General features: G+C 70.7%; 19 protein-coding genes. 13 read left to right on the top strand and 6 right to left on the bottom strand.

What is annotated here, in order from left to right; translation table 11 throughout:
- Window positions 1-3: 3 nt before the first annotated feature.
- The 9 genes from CRP50_RS14275 (at window position 4) to CRP50_RS14235 (ending at window position 9,895) form a co-directional block, all read left to right on the top strand.
- Window positions 4-1,632: an ABC transporter substrate-binding protein gene (locus tag CRP50_RS14275; protein WP_097279857.1), complete on the top strand. Its 1,629-nt coding sequence runs from the start codon at window positions 4-6 to the stop codon at window positions 1,630-1,632.
- A 100-nt stretch (window positions 1,633-1,732) separates the two neighbouring features.
- On the top strand, window positions 1,733-2,710 hold the full coding sequence (locus tag CRP50_RS14270; protein ID WP_176525180.1) for an ABC transporter permease: 978 nt from the start codon (window positions 1,733-1,735) through the stop codon (window positions 2,708-2,710).
- Window position 2,711: 1 nt separating this feature from the next.
- Window positions 2,712-3,554: an ABC transporter permease gene (locus CRP50_RS14265; RefSeq protein ID WP_097279856.1), complete on the top strand. Its 843-nt coding sequence runs from the start codon at window positions 2,712-2,714 to the stop codon at window positions 3,552-3,554.
- Window positions 3,551-5,224 carry an ABC transporter ATP-binding protein gene (locus CRP50_RS14260; protein ID WP_416045211.1) on the top strand — a complete coding sequence of 558 codons (1,674 nt, stop codon included), beginning with the start codon at window positions 3,551-3,553 and terminating at the stop codon, window positions 5,222-5,224. The genes CRP50_RS14265 and CRP50_RS14260 overlap by 4 nt, the downstream gene beginning before the upstream one ends.
- Window positions 5,221-6,234, top strand: a complete 1,014-nt coding sequence (locus tag CRP50_RS14255) for a ketopantoate reductase family protein (RefSeq protein WP_097279854.1) — start codon at window positions 5,221-5,223, stop codon at window positions 6,232-6,234. The genes CRP50_RS14260 and CRP50_RS14255 overlap by 4 nt, the downstream gene beginning before the upstream one ends.
- 18 nt (window positions 6,235-6,252) lie before the next feature.
- A complete protein-coding gene (locus CRP50_RS14250) occupies window positions 6,253-7,491 on the top strand; it encodes a Zn-dependent hydrolase (RefSeq protein WP_097279853.1) in 1,239 nt (412 codons plus the stop codon).
- Between the two features lie 106 nt (window positions 7,492-7,597).
- On the top strand, window positions 7,598-8,659 hold the full coding sequence (locus tag CRP50_RS14245) for a histone deacetylase family protein (protein ID WP_097279852.1): 1,062 nt from the start codon (window positions 7,598-7,600) through the stop codon (window positions 8,657-8,659).
- On the top strand, window positions 8,656-8,958 hold the full coding sequence (locus CRP50_RS14240) for a cupin domain-containing protein (protein ID WP_097279851.1): 303 nt from the start codon (window positions 8,656-8,658) through the stop codon (window positions 8,956-8,958). Before CRP50_RS14245 ends, CRP50_RS14240 begins: the two co-directional genes overlap by 4 nt.
- A gap of 4 nt (window positions 8,959-8,962) precedes the next feature.
- Window positions 8,963-9,895 carry a DMT family transporter gene (locus CRP50_RS14235; RefSeq protein ID WP_097279850.1) on the top strand — a complete coding sequence of 311 codons (933 nt, stop codon included), beginning with the start codon at window positions 8,963-8,965 and terminating at the stop codon, window positions 9,893-9,895.
- 22 nt (window positions 9,896-9,917) lie between these two features.
- Here CRP50_RS14235 and CRP50_RS14230 read toward each other — a convergent pair whose 3' ends face one another.
- Entirely contained in the window at window positions 9,918-11,738 is a 1,821-nt protein-coding gene (locus CRP50_RS14230) for a PAS domain S-box protein (RefSeq protein ID WP_097279849.1), read from the bottom strand.
- Window positions 11,739-11,944: 206 nt separating this feature from the next.
- Between CRP50_RS14230 and CRP50_RS14225 the strand changes: the two genes are divergently transcribed.
- On the top strand, window positions 11,945-13,843 hold the full coding sequence (locus CRP50_RS14225) for a sensor histidine kinase (RefSeq protein ID WP_097279848.1): 1,899 nt from the start codon (window positions 11,945-11,947) through the stop codon (window positions 13,841-13,843).
- Window positions 13,844-14,012: 169 nt separating this feature from the next.
- The gene (locus CRP50_RS14220) at window positions 14,013-14,405 is read left to right on the top strand and encodes a GcrA family cell cycle regulator (RefSeq protein WP_097279847.1); all 393 of its coding nucleotides are present in this window, start codon (window positions 14,013-14,015) and stop codon (window positions 14,403-14,405) included.
- Window positions 14,406-14,424: 19 nt separating this feature from the next.
- Here CRP50_RS14220 and CRP50_RS14215 read toward each other — a convergent pair whose 3' ends face one another.
- Complete coding sequence (locus CRP50_RS14215; protein WP_176525179.1) at window positions 14,425-15,615, bottom strand: 3-phenylpropionate MFS transporter; 1,191 nt, start codon at window positions 15,613-15,615, stop codon at window positions 14,425-14,427.
- Between the two features lie 146 nt (window positions 15,616-15,761).
- Between CRP50_RS14215 and CRP50_RS14210 the strand changes: the two genes are divergently transcribed.
- Complete coding sequence (locus CRP50_RS14210; RefSeq protein WP_097279845.1) at window positions 15,762-17,411, top strand: acyl-CoA synthetase; 1,650 nt, start codon at window positions 15,762-15,764, stop codon at window positions 17,409-17,411.
- A gap of 72 nt (window positions 17,412-17,483) precedes the next feature.
- On the opposite strand, the gene CRP50_RS14205 is transcribed toward CRP50_RS14210, so the two are convergent.
- Window positions 17,484-17,957 carry a hypothetical protein gene (locus tag CRP50_RS14205; protein ID WP_097279844.1) on the bottom strand — a complete coding sequence of 158 codons (474 nt, stop codon included), beginning with the start codon at window positions 17,955-17,957 and terminating at the stop codon, window positions 17,484-17,486.
- A complete protein-coding gene (locus CRP50_RS14200) occupies window positions 17,954-18,499 on the bottom strand; it encodes a glycine cleavage system protein R (RefSeq protein ID WP_097279843.1) in 546 nt (181 codons plus the stop codon). The genes CRP50_RS14205 and CRP50_RS14200 overlap by 4 nt, the downstream gene beginning before the upstream one ends.
- A gap of 239 nt (window positions 18,500-18,738) precedes the next feature.
- On the opposite strand from CRP50_RS14200, the gene CRP50_RS14195 reads away from it, so the two are divergent.
- Entirely contained in the window at window positions 18,739-19,152 is a 414-nt protein-coding gene (locus CRP50_RS14195; protein WP_097279842.1) for a hypothetical protein, read from the top strand.
- Window positions 19,153-19,194: 42 nt separating this feature from the next.
- Here the strand turns inward: CRP50_RS14195 and CRP50_RS14190 are convergent, their stop codons facing one another.
- Together CRP50_RS14190 and CRP50_RS14185 are read right to left on the bottom strand one after the other, a co-directional pair.
- Window positions 19,195-19,572 (bottom strand): YdbL family protein, encoded by a 378-nt coding sequence (locus CRP50_RS14190; protein WP_217992054.1) that lies wholly within the window; start codon window positions 19,570-19,572, stop codon window positions 19,195-19,197.
- On the bottom strand, window positions 19,572-19,799 hold the full coding sequence (locus CRP50_RS14185; protein WP_176525178.1) for a YnbE family lipoprotein: 228 nt from the start codon (window positions 19,797-19,799) through the stop codon (window positions 19,572-19,574). Before CRP50_RS14185 ends, CRP50_RS14190 begins: the two co-directional genes overlap by 1 nt.
- Window positions 19,800-19,899 lie beyond the last annotated feature (100 nt).

Below are 19,899 nucleotides of genomic sequence, written 5' to 3'. Positions count from 1 at the left end.
CACATGAGCAACCGACTCGCATTCCTGCGGCGGATCGCCGCTTCGGGCGCCGTCGCCGCGGCGCTGCTGGCGCCCGCCGCCGCGCTCCTCGCCGACGCCGGCCCCGCCGTGGCGCAGGAAAAGCCGCAGACCGGCGGCACGCTGAACGTCATCGTGCAGCCCGAGCCGCCGATCCTGGTGCTCGGCCTCAACCAGCAGGGGCCGACCCAGACGGTCGCCGGCAAGATCTACGAAGGCCTGCTGCGCTACGACCACGCCCTGAAGCCCATGCCGAGCCTGGCCGAGAGCTGGGAGGTGTCGGAAGACGGCCTGACCTATACCTTCAAGCTGCGCGACAACGTGACCTGGCACGACGGCAAGCCGTTCACCGCCAAGGACGTGGTGTTCACCACCACCAAGTTCCTGCCGGAGACGCACCCGCGCGCCCGCGCCAACTTCAGCCACGTGGAAAGCGTCACCGCCCCCGACGACCACACCGTGGTCTTCAAGCTGAAGCAGCCGTTCCCGGCCTTCATCAAGGCGTTCGAGGTGTCGTCGGCGCCCATGATGCCGGCCCACGTCTACGAAGGCACCGACTACAAGCAGAACGAGAAGAACGCCACGCCCATCGGCACCGGTCCCTTCAAGTTCGACCAGTGGGTGAAGGGCAGCCACATCCGCCTCGTGAAGAACGAGAACTACTATCTGGAGGGCAAGCCCTACCTGGACGCCATCTCCTTCCGCGTCATCCCCGACGCCGCCAGCCGCGCGCTGGCGCTGGAGACCGGCGAGGTGGACATCAGCCAGTTCAACGACGTCGAGCCCTTCGACGTGCCGCGCCTGAAGGCCCTGCCGCACCTCGACCTCACCACCAAGGGCTACGAGTTCGTGGCGCCGCTGTCGTGGATCGAGATCAACCACCGCGAGGCGCCGCTCGACAATCCCAAGTTCCGCCAGGCGCTGACCTACGCGCTGGATCGCGAGTTCATCCGCGACAAGATCTGGTTCGGCCTCGGCCGCGTCGCTTCCGGCCCCGTCAACTCGGTGACCACCGGGTTCGAGGCGGACAAGAAGACCTACGAGTACGATCCCGAGAAGGCCAAGGCCCTGCTCGACGAAATCGGCCTGAAGCCCAACGGCGACGGCGTGCGCGCCGAGATCAGCTTCACGCCCATGCCCTACGGCGAGACCTGGGCGCGCCTGGGTGAGTACATCAAGCAGTCGTGGAGCAAGATCGGCGTCAAGGTGAACCTGGAAAGCACCGACGTCGCCGGCTGGGTGCAGAAGGTCTCCAACTGGGACTACGACGCCACCAACAACTTCGTCTACCAGTACGGCGACCCGTCGCTGGGCGTGGCCCGCACCTACATCTCCGACAACATCCGCAAGGGCGTGATGTTCTCCAACACCATGGGCTATTCCAACGCCAAGGTGGACGACCTGTTCGCCAAGGCGGCGGTGGAGAACGATCCGGCGCAGCGCCAGCAGCAGCTGAGCGAAGTGCAGAAGATCCTCGTCGAGGACATGCCGGTGATCTGGCTGCTGGAGATGGAGTTCCCGACCTTCGTCAACAAGCGCGTCCACAACGCGGTGACGACGGCCATCGGCACCAGCGAGAACTTCGCCGACGTCTGGGTCGACAAGAAGAACTGACGGTTTTCACCGGCCGGGACGGCGCCGTCGCGCGTCGTCCCGCCGGGCGCCTCCGTCCCCCATCGCATTCCCTCATCCCAGCGAGAGAGCCTGAGCGCCCATGGCCGCCATCGCATCGTTCCTGGGAAGGCGGCTGTTCAAGGCCGTCTTCATCCTCTTCGCCATCGTGGTGATCAACTTCCTCCTGGTCCGCGCCGCGCCCGGCGACCCGGCCACGGTCATGGCCGGCGAAGCCGGCGCCGCCGACGAGCAGTTCGTCCAGCAGCTGCGCGAGCAGTTCGGCCTCGACCGGCCGCTGCACGAACAGCTCGGCATCTACCTCGCCGACGTGGCGACCGGCGACCTCGGTTATTCCTACCGCCAGCAGCGCCCGGTGTGGGACCTCATCGCCGAGCGCCTGCCGGCAACCCTGATCCTGACCGGTGCCGCCTTCGTCCTGGCGCTCGCCGCCGGCATCGGGCTCGGCACGCTGGCCGCCCAGAACGTCGGCCGGTGGTCGGACAGTGCCATCACGGTGCTCGCCCTGGTCAGTTACGCCACCCCCATCTTCTGGGTCGGCCTCATGCTGATCCTGCTGTTCTCGGTGCAGCTCGGCTGGCTGCCGGCCTTCGGCTACGAGACCATCGGCGCCGGCTATACGGGGTGGGAGCGCGTGACCGACATCGCCGCCCACATGGTGCTGCCGGTGCTGACGCTCGGCCTGTTCTACATGGCCGTCTATGCCCGCCTGACCCGCGCCTCCATCCTGGAAGTCCGCGACATGGACTTCGTGAAGACCGCCCGCGCCAAGGGCCTGGGGGAGACGCGCATCGTGCTCAAGCACGTGCTGCGCAACGCCATCCTGCCGGTCATCACCTTCGCCGGCATCCAGGCGGGGCATCTGGTCGGCGGCTCCATCCTCATCGAGACGGTGTTCGCCTGGCCCGGCATCGGCCGGCTCGCCTTCGACGCCGTGCTGCAGCGCGACTACCAGGTGCTGCTCGGCATCTTCTTCGTCACGTCGGTCCTGGTGATCGTCTTCAACATCCTCACCGACCTCGTCTACTCGCTGGTCGACCCGCGCATCGAGGTGGCCTGACATGAACCGCGATTTCTGGAAGGCCTTCGCCCGCAACCGCGGCGCCGTCGTCGGCCTCGCCATCATGGCGGCCGTCGTAATCTGCGCCCTGTTCGCCGACCTGATCTACCCCACCAGCCCGTGGGAGATGTCGACCATCCCGTTCCAGCCGCCGCTGTCGGAAGACGCGGTGCTCGGCTCCGACACGCTCGGGCGCGACATCGCCGCCGGCATCGTCCACGGGGCGCGGGTGTCGCTGCTCATCGGCCTGACGTCGACGGCGGTCGCCCTGCTCATCGGCGTGACGCTGGGCGCCGTTGCCGGCTTCCACGGCGGGCGCATCGACGACGCCATCATGCGCTTCACCGAACTGTTCCAGACCATCCCGAACTTCGTGCTGGCGGTGGTGCTGGTCGCCATCTTCACGCCGACCATCGCCAACATCGTCATCGCCATCGCCATCGTCAGCTGGCCGCCGCTGGCGCGCCTCGCCCGCGGCGAGTTCATGGCGCTGCGGTCGCGCGAATTCGTGCAGGCGGCGGTGACGACGGGGCAGGGGACCGGCACCATCATCTTCCGCCAGATCCTGCCCAACAGCCTGTCGCCGATCATCGTCTCGGCTTCGCTGATGGTGGCGACGGCGATCCTGCTGGAAAGCTCGCTCAGCTTCCTCGGCCTGGGTGATCCCAACGTCATGAGCTGGGGCTACATGATCGGCGCCGCCCGCACGGTGATCCGGCAGGCGTGGTGGATGAGCTTCTTCCCCGGCATCGCGATCCTGCTGACCGTGCTCGCGCTCAACCTGGTGGGTGAAGGGCTGAACGACGCCATGAACCCGAAACTGGCTCGCAAGGGGAGGGCATGATGTCCGACATCCTGCTCGACGTCCGCGACCTGACGGTCGCCCTGCCCGAAGGGGCGGAACGGCCCAATGCGGTGGAGGGCATCTCGCTCACCATCGGCAAGAACGAGATCCTCTGCGTGGTCGGCGAGTCCGGCTCCGGCAAGTCCATGACGGCCCACGCGGTCATGGGCCTGCTGCCCAAGCCCCACGTCAAGGTCACCGGCGGCCAGGCGCTCTATCGCGGCCGCGACATCCTGACCATGACCGAAGCCGAGCAGCGCAGCCTTCGCGGCGGCCGCATCGCCATGATCTTCCAGGAGCCCATGACGGCGCTCAACCCGCTGATGACCGTCGGCGACCAGATCGAGGAAAGCCTGAAGGCCCACTCCGACCTGGACAAGGCCGGCCGGCGGGCGCGCGTGGTGGAACTGCTGGCCGATGTCGGCCTGCCCGACCCCGAGCACCTGCGCCGCAGCTATCCGTTCCGCCTGTCGGGCGGCCAGCGGCAGCGCGTGATGATCGCCATGGCGCTGGCGCTGGAGCCCGACATCCTCATCGCCGACGAGCCGACCACGGCGCTCGACGTGACGACCCAGAAGCAGATCCTCGACCTGATCCGCACGTTGCAGGCGGAGAAGGAGATGGGCGTCATGTTCATCACCCACGACTTCGGCGTGGTGGCCGAGATCGCCACCCACGTCGCCGTCATGCAGCACGGCCGGTGCGTCGAGATCGGCACCGCCGAGCAGATGCTGAACGCCCCCAAGCACCCCTATACCCGCGACCTCATCGCCGCCGTGCCCCACTACATCGAGCACCGCGACGACTTCCTGAAGCAGGGCGAGGCGCTGCTGCAGGCCGACAAGGTGTGCAAGACCTTCCACCTGGGCGGCGGCTTCCTGCGCAAGGGGCGACAGATCGTCGCCGGGCGCGACATCACCCTGACCATCCACCCCGGCGAGACGGTCGGCGTGGTGGGCGAGAGCGGCTCGGGCAAGTCGACCCTCGGGCGCTGCATCGTCGGTCTGCACAAGGCCGACGGCGGCCGCATCCTCTACCAGGGGCAGGATCTGGTGGCGCTGGACCGCAAGCGGTTCCGGCCGTTCCGCAAGGACATCCAGATGATCTTCCAGGACCCTTACGCCTCGCTCAACCCGCGGCACAAGGTGGCCGACATCATCGCCCAGGGGCCGATCGCCTTCGGCGAGCCGCGCGCCAAGGCGCTGGACCGTGCGCGCGAGCTGCTGCGCCTGGTCGGGCTGCCGGAGCAGGCGGCGGAACGGTATCCGCACGAGTTTTCCGGCGGCCAGCGGCAGCGCATCTCCATCGCCCGCGCCCTGGCGCTGGAGCCCAAGCTCATCATCGCCGACGAGCCGGTGTCGGCGCTCGACGTCTCGGTGCAGACCCAGGTGCTGGACCTGCTGGACGAGATCCGCCATCGCCTCGGCCTGTCCATGCTGTTCATCACCCACGACCTGCGCGTCGCTGCCCAGGTGTGCGACACCATCGCCGTCATGCAGAAGGGCGTGATCGTCGAGATGAACACGGCGCGCGAGGTGTTCCAGAACCCGCAGCACCCCTATACCCGCACGCTGCTCGACGCCATTCCGGGCCGCGGGTGGGAGATCCCCGAGGACCTGCGGGCGCGCCGCCACGGCGGCACGCACGACGGGCGGGGGGCCGTGGCATGACCAAGGCTCCATCGCCCAAGGTCGCCATCGTCGGAGCCGGCGCCATCGGCAGCCTGCTGGCCGCCCGCCTGACCGCAACGCCCGCCGACCTGACCCTGGTCGCCCGCAGCGCCACGGCCGACGTCATCCGGCGGGACGGCATCACCATGATCTCGCCGCAGGGGCGGGTGTCGCGGGTGCCGGTCTCGGTCACCGACGACCCGCTGTCGGCTGGACGGCAGGACATCGTGTTCCTGTGCGTCAAGGCCCACGCCCTGACCGGCGCGCTCGACAGTCTCGGCGCCCTGATGGGGCCGGAGACGGTGGTGGTGCCCATGATCAACGGCATCCCCTGGTGGTACCCGCACGGTCAGCCGGAGCCGCTCGGCGGCTGTCGCCTCCGCTCGGTGGACCCGGACGGCCTGCTGGAGCGCGCCATCCCCGCCGACCGCGTCGTCGGCTCCGTCACCTGGGTGTCGGTGGAAGGCGAGGGGCCGGGGCGCATCCACCACCGCGACGACCAGCGCTTCATCTTCGGCGACCCGCTCGGGCGGCGCACGGCCGGGGTCGAGGCGGTGGTGGAGCTGTTCGGCCTCGCCGGCTTCCAGGCCCGCGGCAGCCTCGACATCCGCACCGACATCTGGACCAAGCTGTGGGGCAACCTCGCCTTCAACCCCTTGAGCGCGCTCACCGGCGCCACGCTCGGCGTGCTGTGCAGCGATCCGGGCACCCGTTCGGTCTCGGCGCAGCTCATGGCGGAGGCGAAGGCGGTGGCCGAAAAGCTCGGCGTCACCTTCACCACCACCATCGAGGCGCGCATCAGCATGGCCCAGGCGGTCGGCGACTACCGCACCAGCATGCTGCAGGACATGGAGGCCGGGCGCCGGCTGGAGGTGGACGCCATCGTCCGCTCCGTCGCCGAACTGGGCGCCCTGGTGGGCGTGCCGACGCCGACGGTGGAGACCGTCGCGGCCCTGGTCGAGATGAAGGCCCGCCAGCGCGGCGACGGCACCACCGTCCAGGCCGCCTGAGAGAGGAACACCAAGAGAATGTCCGACGCCCGTCCCATCGATGCCGCCCGCCTGTGGCGCATGCTCATGCAGATGGCCGAGATCGGCGCCACCGACAAGGGCGGCAGCCGCCGCCTCGCGCTCACCGACGAGGATGCCGCCGGCCGCGCCCTGCTGCGCCAGTGGGCCGAGGCCGCCGGCTGCTCGGTCGCCGTCGACGCCATCGGCTCCATGGTCATCCGCCGCCCCGGCCGGGATCCGCACCTGCCGCCCGTGGTCATGGGCAGCCACCTCGACACCCAGCCGACCGGCGGCCGCTTCGACGGCGTGTTCGGCGTGCTGGCCGGCATGGAAGTGCTGCAGAGCCTGAACGACAAGGGCATCGAGACCGCGCACCCGGTCGAGGTCGCCGTGTGGATGAACGAGGAAGGCGCCCGCTTCTCGCCGCCCATGATGGGCTCCGGCGTCTGGGCCGGCGTGTTCGGCGAGCAGGAGATCCTCGACAAGGTGGGCCAGGACGGCGCCCGCCTGGGCGATGAGCTGGAGCGCCTCGGCTGGCGTGGGCCGCTCGCCGCCGACCACCGCAGCCGCCCCTTCGCCGCCTATTTCGAGGCGCACATCGAGCAGGGGCCGATCCTGGAGCACGAGGGCGCGCAGATCGGCGTCGTCACCGGCGCGCAAGGGCAGCGGTGGTACGAAGTCACCATCACCGGCCAGGAAGCCCACGCCGGCCCGACGCCCATGCGCCTGCGCCGCGACGCCCTGGTGGCCGGTGCCCGCGTGGTCGACCGGGTCAACCGCATCGGCCTGGAAGGCGGCGAGGAAGCCTGCGCCACCGTCGGCATCCTCGACGTGCATCCGCACTCGCGCAACGTCATCCCCGGCCGGGTCTTCCTGACCGTCGACCTGCGCCACCCCGACGACGCCACGCTGGCCGGCTTCGACCGCCGCTTCCGCGACGAGACGCAGGCGCTGTGCGACGCCGCCGGCGTGACGGTGGAGATTTCCGAGTTCTGGCACTTCCCCTCCACCCCCTTCGCGCCTGAGCTGGTCCAGCGCGTGCGCGCGGCGGCGGAGGGCTTCGGCTACCGCTCCCGCGATATCGTCTCGGGCGCCGGGCACGATGCGGTCTATGTGGCGCGGGTGTGCCCGACGGCCATGGTCTTCATCCCCTGCGAAGACGGCATCAGCCACAACGAGGCGGAGAACATCCGCCCCGAAGACGCCGAGCGCGGCTGCGCCGTGCTGTTCGAGGCGGTGCGGCAGACCGCCGGCTAGCCTCCCGTTGCGTCGCAAGGCGACGCCGTAAGGTCCTGAACAAGAACAAAAGCCGGCGCTTTGCGGGGCGCCGGAACCCCTCGCCCTTTGCCCCGAGGAGACGCTCATGCTCTGCTTCCACCACCCGGACACCGCCCTGCATAAGCCGCCGCAGTTCCTGGTGCGCGGCCAGCCCAAGCCGGTGCCCGAAAAGCCCGAGCGGGTGGAGGCGGTGATGAGCGCCCTGCGCGCCCGCGGCGACCGCCTGGAACAGGCGCCCGACGCCGGCCCGGCGGCGCGCGCCGCCGTCCATACGCCGGAATACCTGGCCTTCCTGGAAACCGCGCACGCCCGCTGGGTGGCGCTGCCCGACAGCGCCTCGGCCGTCATCCCCAACGTCCACCGCGGGCCGGACATGACGTCATACCCGACGCACGTGGTGGGGCAGGCGGGCTTCCACATGAGCGACACCGCCTGCCCCATCGCCGAGGGGACCTGGGCGGCCACCAAGGCGGCCTCCGACTGCGCCGTCGCCGCCACGCGGGCGGTGGTGGCGGACGGCGAGCGGGCGGCCTATGCCCTCTGCCGGCCGCCGGGCCATCACGCCGGGCCGGACCTCGCCGGCGGCTTCTGCTACCTCAACCACGCCGCCATCGCGGCCGAGGAGGCGGTGCGCCTGCTGGCGAGCCAGGGCAAGCCGCCGCGGGTGGCGGTGTTCGACGTCGACGTCCACCACGGCAACGGCACCCAGGCCGTCTTCCGCGAGCGCGACGACGTGTTCTTCGTGTCCGTCCACGGCGATCCCAACGCCTTCTATCCCTTCATGGCCGGCCATGCGCACGAGCGCGGCACCGGGCGCGGCGAGGGCTATACCCTGAACCTGCCGCTGCCGCTCGGCACCGACGAGGACACGTTCCTGGCGACGGTCGACACGGCACTCGCCGCCATCGGCCGGTTCGCGCCGACCGTAGTGGTCCTGTCCCTCGGCTTCGACACGTTCAAGGATGATCCGCTCGCGGCCTTCGGTGTCACCACCCCCGGCTTCGGGCATCTGGGCCGGCGCATCGCCGCCACCGGCCTGCCCACCGTGCTGATCCAGGAAGGCGGCTATGCCGTCGATCACCTGGCGGCCAACCTGACCAGCTTCCTCGACGGCTTCGAGGACACCTTGCGGAGCACCACCCCGTGACCGAGACCGCCACCTCCACCACCCATGTCGACGCCGCCCGCACCCGGGTCACCGAATGGCGCTTCGCGCCGGGCGCCGAAACCGGCTTCCACACCCACGAATACGACTACGTCATCGTGCCCGTGACGGCGAGCCGTATGCGCCTGGAGCACCCCGACGGCTCCGTCACCCATGCCGACCTGGAGCCGGGCCGCAGCTACTTCCGCCAGGCGGGTGTGGCGCACAACGTCGTCAACGAAGGGCCGGGCGAACTGGTCTTCGTCGAGGTGGAATTCCTCGAACCCGCCGCGCGGTCGTGACGCCATGACCGCCCGCACCGCCGCCGCCGGCCTGCCCGCCACCGAGGCCGGCGGCACCGCGCTCAAGGTCCTGCTGATCCTCACCATCAGCCTGTTCTGGGGCGGCAACTGGCCGGCGGTGAAGACGGTGCTGTTCGAGATGCCGCCGCTGACGCTGCGCGCCATCGGCTTCGCCACCGGCGCCATCGGGCTTCTGGCCTGGGCTCGCTTCCGCGGCCTGCGCTTGCGCATCCCCATGGCCGAAGTGCCGTGGATGGCGGCGACGGGCATGTTGAACATCTTCGCCTTCAACATGTGCACGGTCTATGCCCAGCTCATGATGCCGACGTCGCGGGCGGCCATCATCGCCTTCACCATGCCGGTGTGGGCGACGCTGCTCGCCATCCCGCTGCTCGGCGAGCGGCCGGGCCTGCGCCAGGTGATCGGCCTCGCCCTCGGCATGTCGGGGCTGCTCGTGCTGCTGGGGCCGGAGGCGGTGCGCGGCGAGGCCGGGCCGCTGCTCGGGCCGGCGCTGGTGCTGGGGGCGGCGGTGTCCTGGGCGCTCGGTACGGTGCTGATGAAGCGGCGCGGCCTGTGGGTCGGCCACGCCGTGGTCGTCACCGGCTGGCAGTACGTGCTGGCCGCCGTGCCCATGGTGGTGCTGGCGGGCGTCCTGGACGGCCCGCCGCGCCCCGGCGAGTGGGGCCTGCGCACCTGGACGGCGCTCGGTTATCACCTGATCTTCTCCATCTGCATCGCGCAGATGATGTGGTTCCTCATCGTCAAGCGCCTGACCGTGGGGCAGGCCGCCGTCGCGACGCTTCTGGTGCCGGTGGTCGGCGTCTCCGGCTCGGTGCTGATCCTGGGGGATGCGCTGACGGTCCGCCTGGTGGCGGCCCTCGGGCTGGTGGTCTCGGCCGTCGCCTGCGTCATGATCCGCCGCCGTACGGCGCGCTGATGTGCCGCCGGCGCCGGCGGGTCTACAGGACCTCGCGCAGGGCGTCGGCCAGGCGGCCGGGGGTGACCGGCTTCTGGACCACCGGGCGCCGGCGTCCCTCGGGGGACGGGACGGGCGCGTCGGCATAGCCGGTGGCGAAGACCACCCCCACGCCGCGCGCCTCCAGCACGTCCGCCACCACGAGGCTCGACCGGCCGCCGAGGTTGAGGTCGAGGACGGCGGCGGCGAGATCCCGTTCCGTCGCAGCCAACGCGAGCGCCTCGTCCAGGGTCACGGCGGGGCCGACGGCGGCGTATCCGAGACTGCTCAGCAGGGCCGCGGTTTCCGTCGCGAGCAAGGCCTCGTCCTCCACCACCAGAATGCGCCGGCGGGCGTGCACCGCGAACGCCGGCTCCGACGCAGGGGCGGCGGCGGCGCCGGATTGGGCGAGCGCCGAGACGGCGCCGATGGCGGCGGGCGGCAGGACGAGGGTGCAGGTGAGGCCTGCCGTCTCCCACTGCATGTCGAGCGTTCCGCCGACCTGCCGGGCCGATCCGGCCATGACGGTCGACCCGACGCCGCGGCGGGCGGGCGGGCGCACCGGCGGGCCGCCGGCCTCGCGCCAGCAGAGGCGCAACCCGCCGTCCGGCCGCAGGGTCCAGTCGACGGTCAGGCGTCCTTCCGGCCCCGAGAGCGCGCCGTGTTTGACGGCGTTGGTCACCAGTTCGTGGAGGATCATGCTCACCGGCTGCACGGCCGACCCGACGATGGCGACCGCAGGGCCGTGGAGTTGGGTGCGGGCGCCGTCCGGTGCCTCGTAGGCTTTCAGTTCGTCGTCCAGCAGGTTGCGCAGTCCGACCGTGAGCCAGTGGTTCTCGGTCAGCCGGGTGTGGCAGCGGGCGATGGTCTGCACCCGGCCGCGCACGGCCTCCGCGAAGTCGTCCACCGTGTCGGCGCGCGTCAGCGTCATCACCGCCTGCACCACCGCCAGCGCGTTGCGGGCGCGGTGGTCGACCTCGCGCACCAGCAGGCGCTGGCGCTCCTCGGCGCGGCGGCGCTCGGTGATGTCGCGGATGGTCACCACCACCTGGCTGATGGCGCCGTGGGCGTCGCGCACCGGCACCGCGTTGTAGCTGCCGATGAACAAGAGGTCCCCGGTGGCGCGGCGGCGTGCCTCGATCTCCATGTCGGAGATGGTTTCGCCCCGCACGGCGCGGCTGAACGGCAGGCCTTGCGGTGGAATGTCCATACCGTTGGCGTCGCGCGTTTCGAAGTCCGTCACGAAACGGTCGAGCGACAGGCGGGCGTCGTCGACGCTCGCGAAGCCGTGCATGCGGGCGAAGGCGGGGTTGAGGTCGAGAACCCGGCCCGCGGCGTCGAGCGAGATGATGCCGTCCGCGACCCCTTCGAATGTCGCCCGCAGGCGGGCCTCGTTCTCGTGCAGGGCGCGCTCGGCGGTCTTCAGGTCGTGGATGTCGGTGGCCGAGCCGTACCAGCGCACCACCCGGCCCTGGGCGTCGCGCACGGGAACGCCGCGGCTGACGTGCCAGCGGAAGGTGCCGTCGGCACGCTCCACCCGGTGCTCCATGTCGTAGACCTCGCCGGTGGCAGTGGCGCGGGTCCAGGCCTCCAGCGTCGCGGCGGCGTCGTCGGGATGCACCACCGGCGCCCACTCCCAGGTACCGTCGGGCTTGTGGGTGAGGCCGGCGTATTCCTTGTAGCGAAAGTTGTAGAAGTCGACGATTCCCTCCGCCGTCGCCGACCACACCAACTGCGGCACGGCATTGGCGATGGATCGCAGCCATTCCGCACTGTTGCGCCAATCGGAGCCCGCCGGGGCGGACGGAGGAGGATCCTGTGTCATGCGGTCTTCGTCTCGCCCCTGCGATAGGTTTCAAGCTACCACGCCATACCCGCGGAATGCGAGCAGGGCGGATCGAAAGTACGTTTGCCGGGGCCCCGGCTATGCCGTAAGGCCATGGATTGTCATATGGAAGCCACCGGCGCGGCGTGGCACGATGCCGCCCCGCCCGACCCGTTCGGGTCGGGATTCCCCCTCCGAGGACGACCATGTCTCCGATGTTCGGCTCGCGGCCTGTCGGCGTACTGCTCGTGCTGGCGGCGCTGGTGGCGCTGCTGGACGGCGCCATGCTGGCGACGCGGTACGAGGTGGCGCGGCGGGACCGCGACCGGGCGCTGGCCGAGCAGGCGCGGCACCTGCGCGACAGCTTCCATCTGGTGATGGATCAGACCGAGCGGACCATGTTGTCCATCGCCACCCTGGTGGCCGGTGACCGCGAAGTGCAGTACCTGTTCCAGGCGGGCGTCGAGGCCGTTGCGGCCGAAGGCGGCGGCGCGGGCGGCCCGCTCACGGCGGAGATGCGGGCGGCGCTGCTCCAGAAGGTGGCGCCGGCCTGGATCGACATGCAGCACTGGTTCCACGTCCGCCAATTGCATTTCCATCTGGCGCCGGGCTCCACCAGTTTCCTGCGGGTGCATCAGCCGGACCGCTTCGGGGACGGGATGAACGCCGTTCGCCACACGGTGGTTGCCGCCAATGCCGAAGTGCGGCCGCAGGCCGGCTTCGAGACCGGTCGCATCTATTCCGGCCTGCGCGGCGTGGTGCCGGTGTTCGCGCGCGACGACCAGACCGGCGCGCAACGCCATATCGGCGCCCTCGAGGCCGGCACCTCCCTCGACATGGTGGTGGCGACGCTGGACCAGCGCCTCGACCACGGGGTCGCCGTGCTGCTCGACGGCGGGCACGTCGGCGACACCGTGTTCGACAGCTTCGCCGGTCCCATCCTGGCCAGCGCCATCGGCCGCTGCGGCTGCGTCGTCGAGGCGGCGTCGCGCCCGGGGGTCGAGGACGTGGTGGCGCGGGTTGTGGCCGCCAGCGGCCAGGATCTCAAGCGTGACGGCGTCCACCTGATCGAGACCGACGGCGGTGCGCTCGCCGTCACCCACATGCCGCTGCGCGACTTCGCCGGCCTGCGCGACGCGGCGCTGCCGCCCGTGGGGGCGGTGGTCTTCTGGCGCGATGCCTCGGCGCTGCAGGCGGCATTCCAGGCCGACCGGGCGCGCGAGGCCGTGGGCGCCGTCGTCGCCTATGGCGTCGTGATGCTCGCGGTGGTCGCCGCCTTCCGCTTCGGCAGCCGCCGCTTCCGCGACCAGCTGGCCCGCAAGACCGCCGAACTGGCACAGGCCGCCGCCCTGTTGTCCGCCAAGTCGGCGGAGCTGGAACGCTCCAACCGCGAGCTGGCCGACTTCGCCCACGTGGTCTCCCACGACCTGCAGGAGCCCTTGCGGTCGGTTTCGGGCTTTCTGACGCTGGCACGCCGCCGGATGCGCGGGCAGATGGATGCCGACACCGCCGGCTACGTCGACATGGCGGTGAATGGGTCGCAGCGGATGGCGCGCATGATCGCCGACCTGCTCGCCCTGTCGCGGGTCAATACCCAGGGCCGCGAGCCGGAACCGGTGGCGGGCGGCGACCTGATCGCCGAGGCACTCGGCAACCTCGCCATCGCGGTGGGCGAGGCGGGGGCGCGGGTGACCGTGGCCGACGGCGTGCCGGTGCTGCTCGGCGACCGCAGCCAGCTGGTGCGCCTGTTCCAGAACCTGATCGGCAACGCCCTGAAGTACCGCGACCCCGCCCGCCCGCCGGAGATCGCGGTGACCTGGCGGCCCGAGGCGGGGATGGCGTGCTTCTGCATCGACGACAACGGCGTCGGCGTGCCGGCCGGGCAGGCGGAGGCGATCTTCCTGCCGTTCCGCCGCCTGAACCCGGACGGCGCGGCCGCCGGCACCGGCATGGGCCTCGCCATCTGCCGTCGCATCGTCGCCCGCCACGGCGGCGTCATCACGGCGGTTCCCCTGGAAGCGGGCGGCACCCGCCTGACCTTCACCCTGCCCCTGGCCGCGGCGGCTGCGGCGGCCGCGGCGGTGGTCGAGCGCGAGGCCGCCTGAGCCATTCGCGGCCCGTGGCCCCGACGGCGGAGAATCCAGCCGAACCAAGCGCTTCGCGCGAAGCCCGCAGAATCGTCCTTACCGCTCGTTGCGTGGGATGCGCTTTACGGCTACCATCCTGCGGGGCTACCGGTATTCGTTAATGGGATTTCTGCGAGGCTGGGGATCAATGGTCTGGAACGACGAGCGGATCGAGCTTCTCAAGAGCCTTTGGGCCGAGGGGCTGACCACCGGTGAGATCGGCAAGCAACTGGGGGTATCGAAGAACGCGGTGGTCGGCAAGGCGCACCGCCTGGGCCTGAAGGGGCGTCCGTCGCCGATCAAGCGCACGAAGAAGCCCGCCAAGCCCGAGGCGCCGCCCAAGCAGGTGGAGCCGCCGCCGTCGCTGGTGGATCTCGCGGCCCATACCTGCCGTTGGCCCATCGGTGATCCCCGTGACGCCGACTTCCACTTCTGCGGCAAGCCGGCGTTGACGGGCAAGCCGTACTGCGGCGAACACGCCGCCATCGCCTACGTCACCTCGGGCAGCAAGTCGTCCTCTCGCGAGGAAGACGCGGCCTGAACCCGGGCCTCCCGCTCCGTCAGACCGGCAGCCGCCCGCCGTCCCAGCGGGCGGCCAACAGGCGTCCGCCCAGCAGGCCGGCGGCGCCCAGCACGGTCATCGCCAGGAAGGCCTGACCGCCGGCGGCTTCGAACAGCCGTCCCGACAGTCCCATCGCCAGCCCCATGCCGGCCCCCAGCGCCGCCGAGGAATAGATCGCCTGCGCCCGGCCCGAGTAGGCCGGCGGCACGGCGCGGGCGATGAAGTGCATGGCGCCCAGGTGCGTCGCGCCGAAGGTCAGGGCGTGCAGGCACTGCACCGGCGCCAGGATGACCGGGTCGACGGTCACCGCCATGACGCTCCACCGCACCACCCCGCCGAGCCCGCCGAGCAGCAGCAGCCGCGCCGGGCCGAGGCGGGCGACCAGCCGGTTGCCGACCAGGAACAGCACCACCTCGGCCACCACGCCGATGGCCCACAGGCCGCCGATCACGTCCTCCGACAGGCCGGCGGCCTGCCAGTGCAGGGTGGCGAAGCCGTAGTAGACGGCGTGGCTCGCCTGGATGACGGCGGCGGTGCCGAGGAACAGCAGGAAGGCCGGGTGGCGCAACAGCGGCGCGATGGCCGGCGCCGGCCCGTCCTCGCGGCGGGAGCGCGTGCGCACGTCGGGCAGCAGGGCGCAGGCGCCGATGGTGAGCGCGATGCCGCCGAGGATCGCCCACAGGATGACGTCTGTCGGCAGGTCGAGCAGCAGCCACCCGCCCGCCAGCGACCCGGCGATGAAGGTCAGCGAGCCCCACATGCGGATGCGGCCGTAGTCGAGCTTTCGCTCATAAACCGTTAGAAGCGTTATGTTTTCACCCAGCGGCATGAGGGCGGCGAAGGCCGCTGTGCTGACGATGCTGAGGGCCAGCAGCGCCGGGAAGCCCTCCGCCACCGCGAACAGCGCATAAGCCGTGAGCGCCACCGAGGCCAGGATCAGCATGGGGCCGCGGCGGCGGCCGTGGACGTCGACGGCGCGGCCGATGAGCGGGTTCGCCAGCACCTTGGCCCAGAACCCGACGGCGAGCAGCAGGCCGATCTGCGCCGGCGTCAGCGCCTGCGCCTCCAGCCACAGCGGCCAATAGGGCATCTGCACCCCCACCACCGAGAACAGCGCCGCATAATAGAGCGACAGCCGCAGGCCGGGAGGCAGGCGGGACCGGAGGGCGGAGGCAGCGGGATCCGTCATGGCGCGGCGGGGAACCGGGAGTGCGAAAGGCCGCATCCTGCGCAAGGCGGCCGCTCGTGGCAAGCGCGTGTTTCAGTTGTCCCCGTCAAGGGAAGGGGCTAGCATCCGCAACGCTTAGACCCCTACCAGCGCAAGGAAGTTTCCCGATGACCGCTTCCAGCCCGTACCTGAACGACCTGGACAAGAACGCGGCCAACCACGTGCCGCTCACCCCGATCCAGTTCCTGGAGCGCGCGGCGCAGGTGTGGCCGGATCGCGCCTCCGTCATCCACGGCGCGCGGCGCTACACCTGGAAGCAGACGGCGGACCGCTGCAAGCGCCTCGCCTCGGCGCTGGCGGCGCGTGGCATCGGCACCGGCGACACGGTCGCCGTCATGGCCGCCAACACGCCGGAACTGTACGAGTGCCACTTCGGCATTCCCATGGTCGGCGCGGTCATCAATGCGCTCAACATCCGCCTCGATGCCGAGGCGCTGGCCTTCATCCTGGAGCACGGCGAAGCCAAGCTGCTCATCACCGACCGCGAGTTCAGCCGCACCATGAAGGACGCGCTGGCCAAGCTCGGCCGGCAGATCCCGGTCATCGACATCGACGACCCGGAAGCCGGCGGCGTCGGCGAGCTGATCGGCGAGACGGACTACGAGGCCTTCCTCGCCGGCGGCGACCCGTCGTTCCAGTGGCGCTGGCCGGAGGACGAGTGGGAAGCGGTCGCCCTGAACTACACCTCGGGCACCACGGGCAACCCCAAGGGCGTCGTCTATCACCACCGCGGCGCCTATCTGAACGCCATGTCCAACGTGGTGACCTGGGGCATGCCCTACCACGCCACGTACCTGTGGACGCTGCCCATGTTCCACTGCAACGGCTGGTGCTTCCCGTGGACGCTGCCGATCATCGGCGGCACCAGCGTGTGCCTGCGGCGCGTTTCCGCCAAGACCATCTTCGACGCCATCGCCGACGAGAAGGTCACGCACTTCTGCGGCGCCCCCATCGTGCTCGGCTTCCTCATCAACGCCAAGGCCGCCGACAAGCGCGCCTTCGACCACACGGTCAACGTCATGACCGCCGCCGCCCCGCCGCCGGCCAGCGTGCTGGAGGCCATGCAGCGCGACGGCTTCAACGTCACCCACGTCTACGGCCTCACCGAGTCCTACGGCCCGGCGACGGTCTGCGTGTGGAAGGACGAGTGGCGCGAGCTGCCGGCCGACGAGCAGGCCCGCCTCAAGTCCCGCCAGGGCGTGCGCTACGTGGTGCAGGAAGGCCTTACGGTCATGAACCCGGAGACCATGGAGGAAACCCCGCCCGACGGCGAGACCATCGGCGAGGTGATGATGCGCGGCAACATCGTCATGAAGGGCTACCTCAAGAACCCCAAGGCGAGCGCCGAGGCCTTCGCCGGCGGCTGGTTCCACACCGGCGACCTCGGCGTCATGCACCCCGACGGCTACATCCAGCTGAAGGACCGCTCCAAGGACATCATCATCTCGGGCGGCGAGAACATCTCGTCCATCGAGGTGGAGGGCGTGCTGCACAAGCACCCGGCCGTGAACATGGCCGCCGTGGTCGCCAAGCCCGACGTCAAGTGGGGCGAGACGCCGCTCGCCTACGTGGAGCTGAAGGACGGGGCGAGCGTCGGCGCCGACGAGCTGATCGCCTTCTGCCGCGAGCACCTGGCGCACTACAAGTGCCCGCGCGAGGTGCAGTTCGTGGAACTGCCGAAGACCTCCACCGGCAAGATCCAGAAGTTCGTCCTGCGCGACATGGCCAAGAAGGCGGCCGGCGACGTGCCGCTGTAAGCCGGCGGCTCCAGGATCGCAAGACAGCGCCCGGCGGCGGGGGATGCCTCGCCGCCGGGTTTCCTTCTGGCGTCAGGTCAGGCGCGCCGGCCCCACCTGGGGCCGCGTGCGGCGCTCGAACTCGCGGCTGTCGAAGCGGGCGTCGCGGCCGAGCGGCATGCTGGAGGCGACGCGGAACAGGGCGGGGTGGATCTCCGCCCCGTCCGGCCCGCCCAGTTCGAACAGCGGCCGCGTCCAGGCGGCCGAGGCCATCAGGTCGATGAGGGCGAGCAGGCGGAAACACAGCGCGATGCCGTGGGTGGTGTCGAGCCCGACGGCGCGGTTGATGCCGGCCACCCAGACACGGGCGTCGACGTCCTCGAACAGCACCGTCATCTCGCCGCCAGGGCCGCGGAAGGTGACGCCGGCGGCGTCGGTCCAGTCGGCTTCCAGGCCCATCTCGGCGGCCACCGTGGCGGCGCTCCAGGCGCGCCTGAGGTCGCCGGGATGCACCGCCGGCAGGGCGTCCGGCGTCACCGGACTGTCGATGAGGATGCGGCTGCTCATTGCGCCGGCTGCAGACGGTCAATGGGCTCGACGTGGCAGGTCAGGTGCAACTCGCCGGCCGTGTTGGCGGCGGTGTTGAGGCAGCGATCCTCGGCGCCCGGCGGCACCGCCACGTCGAAGCGCACGACGTACTGCCCGCCGGCCAGGTCCGGCACGTGTTCGGCGCTCATGCGCACGATGTTGGCCTCGTACTGGCCGAACACTTCCGCCATGCGGGCGACCAGCCCGGGGCGGTCGCCGCCGCGCACGTAGACGCGGTGGGTGACGCGGCCCGACGGATCGGCCACCGGGTCGAGGCCGAAGGGCCGCACCTCGATGCGCGCGTCGGCGGCCTCGGGCAGGGCGGCGAGGGCGGCGCGGATCTCTTCGGCCGGGACGTCGTCCGGGGCTTCGCAGACGGCCGAGAACTCGGCGGCGGTGCCGAGCACGGCGAAGGTGGTGTCGCCCAGGTTGGCGCCCAGGTCGAACAGCCGCCCGGCGACGGCCGCCACCAGGCCCGTGCGGTCGGGGCAGAACAGGGTGACGAGAAGGTGTTGGCTCATGGCTGCGGCTTGCCCTTCCGGTGGTGGTCGCGTGGGGCCGGGGATTTCGGAAGAAACGCCCGGCGCCGGTCGGCGATCATGGCGCGGCGGCGGTGTCGCGTGCAAGGCCGGCGGCGGCATCGACCGAGTCGCGGTACCGCCGGCGCCGCCGCGGCGCGAATCTTAACGATTCTGAGGTTGACGGCTCGGTAACCAAGTCTAAACTAAAAGAGTAGACGTGTATCCGAAGGCACCCGCCCATGTCCGTCGCAGCCGCCAAGGTCGGAGCTCCGATTGCCAGCGCCTCCACCGCTCGCCTGCCGGCGACGGGGCGGTCGGCCTTCGCGGCCGAAGAAGCCATCCCCATCGGCGACGTGCTGGGCACCGCCGGCACCGGCCCGGACGAGCAGGGGGTGCGCGACGACGAGTGGGACGAGCACGGCCATCCGCAGTGGAATCAGCCGAAGGGGCGCCGCCCCATCATCGCGTCGCGCTTCGTCAACGTCCTCACCACCTACGACGTCGACCGCTTCCTGTTCCAGGTGCGCATGGTGGCCAACGACCCGCCGGTGTTCTTCCCCGTCGCCTCGGCGGCGCGGCGGTACGAGATCAATTACGTGGTGCTGCGCTACGGCTCGTCTTTGCACGGGCGGCATTACAACCACCTGCACTGACGCACGAGGCGGCCCCGGGGCCGCCTCGATCGCTTTCGGGGCCTACTTCTGCTGCCACTGGCCCGACGGCGTCATCACGAAGGTGCCGGCCGGCACCTTGCCGATGAGCTGCTGGCCGACCAGCTTCTGCACTTCCGTCACCGGCACGCCGCGCTGCTGGGCGATGCGGCGGTATTCCTCCATGCGCTCGGCGTTGATGCGCGCGACCAGGGCGTCGACCTCGCCGCCCGGCTGCACGGGCGCGACGAGACCGTCGAAGCGTTCGCCGACCAGCCCCTGGGCGCGGGCCTGATCCAGGTCCAGCGCCGCGGCGGGGGAGACGGCGGCGGCGGCGACCACCAGGCCCACCAGGGCGGCGGCGGCCGAACGGCGCAGGCGTGCGAGCATGGGGACGGCCTCCATCATCGTCGGGATCCGCATCAGAACAGATCCTTCCGTTCCTGCAGCAGGTCTTCCACGTCCTTCTCGACCTTGACGCGGACTTCCTGCTCGATCTTGACGTTCAGGTTGATGACGATCGGCTTGTCGGGGGCCTCGACCTTCACGGTCGGCTGGCAGGCCGCCAGCAGCAGCGCGACCGCGGCGAGGGCGGCCGGAGCGGCGGCGGAAGCGGTCGGCAGGACCGGTCGGCGGGGCAGGCGGATCATCGGGTACTCCGTGCGGCGGACGGCGGCGGAGCCTCCGCCGGTCCGTCCATGTCGCCTGAAAATAGTGGCAATGGCATGGCGCGCCTAGCCTTTTTCTCGG

It is taken from the genome of Caenispirillum bisanense, assembly GCF_900230255.1.
GTDB lineage: Bacteria > Pseudomonadota > Alphaproteobacteria > Rhodospirillales > Rhodospirillaceae > Caenispirillum > Caenispirillum bisanense_A.
Note: the sequence above shows the minus strand (reverse complement) of the source record. Positions and strands in the feature narration are given on the sequence as shown.